Genomic DNA, 6,000 nt, shown 5'->3' on the forward strand with positions numbered 1-6,000 from the left:
AAGCTGAAAAATGACAGTTACTGAAAAAGCTTACAAGACTAATGCAACCCATATCGCTAAAGCGCAAAAAACTCACACAAAAGCGCTAGACAAGTGTATTAGTTACAACGATAAACTTCGCCTAATGGTACTAGAAGTTTTGAGAGAAGAATCAGGTCGGGAACTTGCAAGCGTTGCTCGCTTTAACGGCGGCGAATTTGATTGGGAGACACATAATGCCCAATTTCGCGCTGACTACAGCGAGACACCTTTAAAAGAATTGATGCGTGCTAGTCGCATCCTATACGGATTGACCGATATGGATGCAATCCGCGATCGCCGCGCCAAGCATCGGGGGATTCGCAATCAACGACTCGCCCGTCAGAGCAGCCCAGTTGCTTCCAGCTCCCAAAGTGTGTACGAAGAAGTCGATGTTGCTGACGACGACATCGATGATTTGGATTAAGTCGCTTGAGCAACTAAGAATCTCAAAAATAGCCTGTTAAGGGCGGCTTCCCCACTCCTCATTGATTCTAGGAGTGGGGAAGCTTATTGCCACCCACCCACCCTTTGATTCAGAGCTATTTTACTTTGTAAAAACCGTATTTGACCTAGATGCGGATTTTAGAGGGATAAAAAAGGAGGAAAAAAGAGGAGAAAAGTTAGAGTCGATTAGGGAGTTACCCCCCTAACCTCTCCTTCAGAACCGGACGTGAGACTTTCACCTCATCCGGCTCCTTGATAATTCCACCCTTGTTATGGGTACGAGCTAGAACGGTTTATCATCGTGGTTTTTGTACCTTTCAATCCTACCTACATGGTCTTTATCAGTAGAGCCGTTAGTCCGGTTCTGATAGGTGTCGATGTTAGGGCTGATTTTTGGGTAGTTTGACCCGTCTTTAGCCGTTTTTGAATCGTGGCAGTGTCTATGCAGAAGTTGTAGATTGTCGTAGGCATCTTTACCGCCTAACGATGTTGGTTTAATATGGTCAACTTCTACAATGTCTGAACTCGTAAAGTACAAACCACAGTGAGAGCAAATACCCTTTTGTTTCTTGATTAATTTGGATACTCGGTTAGGAGTATCTGGGTACTCTCCCCTTCGCTCACTCCAATAAGACCAGTTACCGTTGTAAGGACTAACTTCACCTTTCACTTTTATGTGTCTTACGATTTCCGTATCAGAGTGTAAGGTTAATGCCATCCCTTCTTCGGTACTGAAACACCAATGTCTAGTGCCTACTGTTCGCCAGTATTTACTAACATTAATGTCCCCTTTTCCCCTAGGTTTTGCCCAAGCTCTTAACTTTTGATAAGTTAAGTTATCGACTTTAGAGTAAGTTTCCTTACTACAGACTGTGGAGTAATAGTTTGACCATCCCTTAATGATTGGATTTAGCTTGCTAATTAAGGCAGCTTGTGGGGCGGTTTTATGGGTGTCTATTACCTCAGCAATCTTGGTTAGATGCGTTTTGATTTTGGCTTTTGAGGGAGTAATTAGTGTTTTAAAGCCGAGCGGTGTTCCTTTTGTATTACTGGCACATCTGTAGTTACCTACTCTGTGCTGTTGTACATGGAATCCTAGAAACTCAAACCCGACATTACCATCAATCTCAATGAGGGAGTGGGTTAATTTTGTCTTACTTGGCTTTAACTCCAGTCCCATGTCACTTAACCATTCAGCGATTATCTCTTGACATTTTTTGACTACGCTTAAATCCTCATGGATAATCACGAAGTCATCAGCATAACGGATTAGGCTGAGGGCTGAGCGATTGTTCACTTTGCTTTTGTTACCTTTTAATGTTTCCGCGTACTGCTTAACTCTTTCTTCCATACCATGTAAGGCAATGTTCGCAAGTAAGGGTGAAATCACCCCGCCTTGTGGTGTACCCTCATTAGTAGGGAATAATTCATTTCTCACACAGTACCCTGCTTTTAGCCATGTCTTAATCTGACGGCTCAAGGTAGGGTATGTGTGTATTTTGGAGAGTAATGCTTTATGGTCAATACGGTCGAAGCATTTAGCAATATCAGCATCCAGCACATATTTGGCTTTCTGTTTAATACTGAGGTATATTGCCTCAACTGCATCGTGACAGGAACGTCCCGGTCTAAAACCGTAAGAGTTAGGCTCAAATTTTGCCTCCCACTCAGGTTCTAACGCTAGTTTAACTAACGCTTGCAAGGCACGGTCTTCGATTGTAGGTATCCCCAGAGGTCGTTTTTCGTCACTACCGGGCTTTGGAATCATTACCCTTCGAGTAGGTTTGGCTTTCCCAGTAATTCTCAACCGTTTAACCAGTTTTGTCCGTTGGATGGGAGAGATTGTTTTCACACCGTCCACACCAGCAGTGTTTTTCCCGTGGTTATCTTGAGTCACCCTACGTACCGCGATACACTTTGCAGACCAAGACCTAATCAGGGTATGCTGAAGTTTGCGAACTGCTTTGACATCACCTCGTAAACTTGCTTGAAATATACGTTTTTGCAACTTAAAAGTCACCCTTTCTAGCTTGCGCCAGTTGATGTCTTTCCACTCCACCGTCTGATTGTTCAGCGTTTTAGATGTATTCATTGCTACTAGGTTTACTCCTTTGAAATTACCGAGTATCTGTCAGCCTATCTCTGTCATTACAACAGAGCCTTCGCTTCTGATACCATCCCGCTTTTAATTACCATTCGTTAGCTACTTACTGGTTATCGACCGAACCCAGAGATAATTAGAAGTTACTTCGTTCCGATTACACATTTGTTTGAGTCTTTTAGCTGTGATGCTTTCCACCGGGTTTACGGGCGGTGCTTATAAGTCGGGCGCTGAACCGCTTATGCCCTATCCTTGCCTTTTGGCTTGGTGTTAATCAGCTTTTACCGTATTTTTCAACGGGTTTATGCCTTGATTCAATCAGTTACACCATTAACATTTACGATGGTTCAAACACATCTTTGCTTTCGCTACGCATGGACTCTCGCTCGACAGGTTTCTGGGTTGACTCCCGAAAGTTCTGCCTTTTAGCCCCGCTTTAACCTATTAGTTGCTACCTAATAAACTAGGGGTTATGCTTTCACCGCTGCACTTGCGGGGTAGGACTTGTCGCACAGCGACTCACCTACAAATGTAATCAGTTATCACCAGTTTCATCAACTGGTATAACCGTCCCATAAGGGTTTGAAGCCTTATTTTAGGTTAAACGAATCGCACCAGCACATTTATTACTCATTACACCTACAATTTCCTACTTTTAGCCTCACAATCAGTATAAATGCCTATCATTTTTTGTAAAGAATTGTTGCTTTTGGCGTGATTTTTTGTGTTTTAGACCCTTGTAAATCCTCCTCAATCCTCCTAATTAGTGCGCTAGTCGCATAGCAAGCCATGTCAAATAGACGTTATAGGGGGGTAAAAATGATCGATTTATGGTTTTTATGGTTTTTGCAAGAGTGCCAGAGGAATTGTTGGGAGTTGAAGTTAGCTCACGTTCACTTTCGACAGCCTTGGCTCGAAAGTTTGGCTCGCTCGCTGTTTGGACTTTGATAGAACTGTGCATGACGCGAGCGTGAGTCGATATTGAAGCCAGGAGCGAGCCACTTGGTGTACAGGGCAGCCACCTTTACGATGGAGCGTCGCCGGGTACGACACAAGCCAGTTGGTGCAGTTCGGCATTAGCGGCGGATGCCAAGAGCTTTCGCGCCTTGCCCTCCTGTTTTTTATCTCGCAGTCAGTAAAGATGTCGATGCTCGCTGTGATGATCGTTTGTCCGACAGCGAGCATCGAGCTTGGATTTAACTCGCCATGAGAGGCCCACGCTTTTGCTTGTAGGTCGGGTGCCAGCAAATCCGACATCGACCATAGCTTTATCAGTCACAAAGATAGCTAGGAGTCGAAAGTTGGATGTTGGCAGTTTGGACTTCAACAGAGCACAAGCGTGAGCAAGTGAGTCGATAGAATATTCAGTTAACTTGTAGTACAAATAGCTACATTTCTCATTAAGGCTTAAAAAAGTATTAAACCTGACCTTGCGGTTGGGATTCCGTATTCATGAGGATGCATTGTTTTTGTTTCTGCACGTAAAAGTCAGGTTTGCGATCGCAAAAACATTGCTTGCCACCAAAACTAAACAGCCCTAACCGACCTCAATAGACCAATGCACTCTCGGCACAAAAAAGCAGTAATTTGGCAGGAAATTGCAGGCGGCAAGCCGGACATCTTCGGATAAAAACAGGTAGAGTGCAGCCCCTGCAAATGCCTCTAGTCGAGCGTGATTTTATACTGCTTTCCGTCTGATTTTATACTGCAAATGCCTGACTTTAGGGTACACAAAAATTAGCTATTTTTTTGGTGGTGGCTTCGATCTAGGTGCGAGTCCCTCACAGATAAGTCTGCAGGAATTAGACAAATGTTTTCATAGGATTAACTCAATTTTTTTGGGGTGAATTTGCGGATTTTGTGGTCATCTGCGCACGGTAGGCGGTTGTTCAGATGGTGTAAGTTCGTTCCAGATTGCAGCGCGATCGGCGTACCCGCGCTGGCAAACATCGGCTAGCACATTCTGAATGTCGCTCGCTGGAAGTCGATCACTGGTAGCAATTGCCAATCGCACGAACATGACGCACTCGCCTTGGGTAGCCGGGTCTATGCTTATGCTTCCTCCGTTAAGCCCAATTTTCAGAATCAGGCGCGAATCTGTTTTCGGAATTTGAAGGTGGCTCAAAATCTGGTAGCAAATTAAGCTGATGGGATTGAGCGTCTACTGTTTCGGTTGGCGACGGAGGTTCCGGCGCTAACTCCGATGGGGCGATCGGCACCAATGACTGTTCTGGCGTCAGCGTCTGTATTGGCTCTGCTTTTTTGTCACTCCTGCTGTTGACTGTTCAAAGGAAAGTTTCGAGAGGGCTAAAGGCTCAGATGGAGTTTGTGGATCGACCTCGGACTCTGAGACTAAGTAACGCCCGTCAAGGTTGAATTGTTTTGTAGGTTTACCTCCAATGACTGAAATCTCGCGATCGAGAGCAATCCGACACATCTCATCGGGCCACACTTTAACTACGGTGGCCCGCTCGTTTATATATTCTTGAGCTCCGGGATACTGGACCGAAACTTTTACTCGATCGCCGGGGTTCCAATTCACCCTCGGTGCAATCAGCGGGGCTGTCTGTGCTGTTGGTTCTGCGGACGGTTCCTCCGGAGCGAGCGGAACTTGCGATCGATGACGCTCGCAATTCGTTTCGCCCCCCTTCGCGGAGATTAATGCCGAAAGCTTCGTCAAACCGCCGTTCGAGAGATTCGGTAATAAGTCCCACGCAAAGGGCTAAGGCTAAAGATAAGCGAGTATTAATTTACAATTATGCTTTCGATATCAAGATTTTAAATTACTGTTGTCGGCTTTACACTTTGCTGATTTTTAAGTTTACAAAGCGCTCTGATTGTTTGATGGAATGGGTAGCGCAATGGGCTGGAAACAGGAGCTATTATCACAAAGATTATCGGTATGTTCCCCTCAATGGAAACCACCGAGTCTTAGGAGATTGCACGGCCGCTTTTGAGCTCATCAAACTAATGGTAGTGGATTCGGATCAAATCAATTGCCGCGTGCCGATTCCAGAGAAGAAGCTATGATATCCCAATCCATCGCATCATCAGGGAACAGGGATAATTGCCCCGGCGATACGTTGGACTGCCCGCGGTTGTGATAGGAAAGGTGACACGCAGTACAAAGGGCGATTAAGTTTTCTAGGCGGTTGTCCTCCGGTATCCGATTGCGATGATGCACCGTCAAAGTTAAGGCGCATCGTTCAGATTTGGTTAAGCCACTTGATTTACCGGGTCGAAGGCATTGTTGATGGCATTTAGCACAATGCCACCCCGCGTTTTCTTTCACGGAGAGCGCAATTTCTCGCCAATTGTCGGGATACCTCTTGGGTTTAGGCATAGCGGTAAAAGCTCATCTTTCCAAAATATAGCGCTCGCTCTGTTAAGTAAATTCAATTCAAAATTATCAGCAGCTAATCAACTTCAACGCT

The 6,000-nt window shown here is 45.2% G+C and carries 5 protein-coding genes; 1 reads left to right on the plus strand and 4 read right to left on the minus strand.

Features of this window, described 5'->3' with window-relative positions; translation table 11 throughout:
- Positions 1-10: 10 nt before the first annotated feature.
- On the plus strand, positions 11-445 hold the full coding sequence (locus QT974_RS08745) for an aminoacyl-histidine dipeptidase (RefSeq protein ID WP_333468116.1): 435 nt from the start codon (positions 11-13) through the stop codon (positions 443-445).
- A gap of 303 nt (positions 446-748) precedes the next feature.
- Here QT974_RS08745 and ltrA read toward each other — a convergent pair whose 3' ends face one another.
- From ltrA to QT974_RS08765, 4 genes are all read right to left on the minus strand, one after another.
- Positions 749-2,557 carry a group II intron reverse transcriptase/maturase gene (gene ltrA / locus QT974_RS08750; protein ID WP_333468117.1) on the minus strand — a complete coding sequence of 603 codons (1,809 nt, stop codon included), beginning with the start codon at positions 2,555-2,557 and terminating at the stop codon, positions 749-751.
- Between the two features lie 1,873 nt (positions 2,558-4,430).
- Positions 4,431-4,691 (minus strand): hypothetical protein, encoded by a 261-nt coding sequence (locus QT974_RS08755; RefSeq protein ID WP_333468118.1) that lies wholly within the window; start codon positions 4,689-4,691, stop codon positions 4,431-4,433.
- A 111-nt stretch (positions 4,692-4,802) separates the two neighbouring features.
- Positions 4,803-5,246, minus strand: a complete 444-nt coding sequence (locus QT974_RS08760) for a hypothetical protein (protein ID WP_333468119.1) — start codon at positions 5,244-5,246, stop codon at positions 4,803-4,805.
- Positions 5,247-5,558: 312 nt separating this feature from the next.
- On the minus strand, positions 5,559-5,909 hold the full coding sequence (locus QT974_RS08765) for an HNH endonuclease (RefSeq protein ID WP_333468120.1): 351 nt from the start codon (positions 5,907-5,909) through the stop codon (positions 5,559-5,561).
- Positions 5,910-6,000 lie beyond the last annotated feature (91 nt).

The sequence above is a fragment of the Microcoleus sp. BM001215392 genome (assembly GCF_036700185.1).
GTDB lineage: Bacteria > Cyanobacteriota > Cyanobacteriia > Cyanobacteriales > Microcoleaceae > Microcoleus.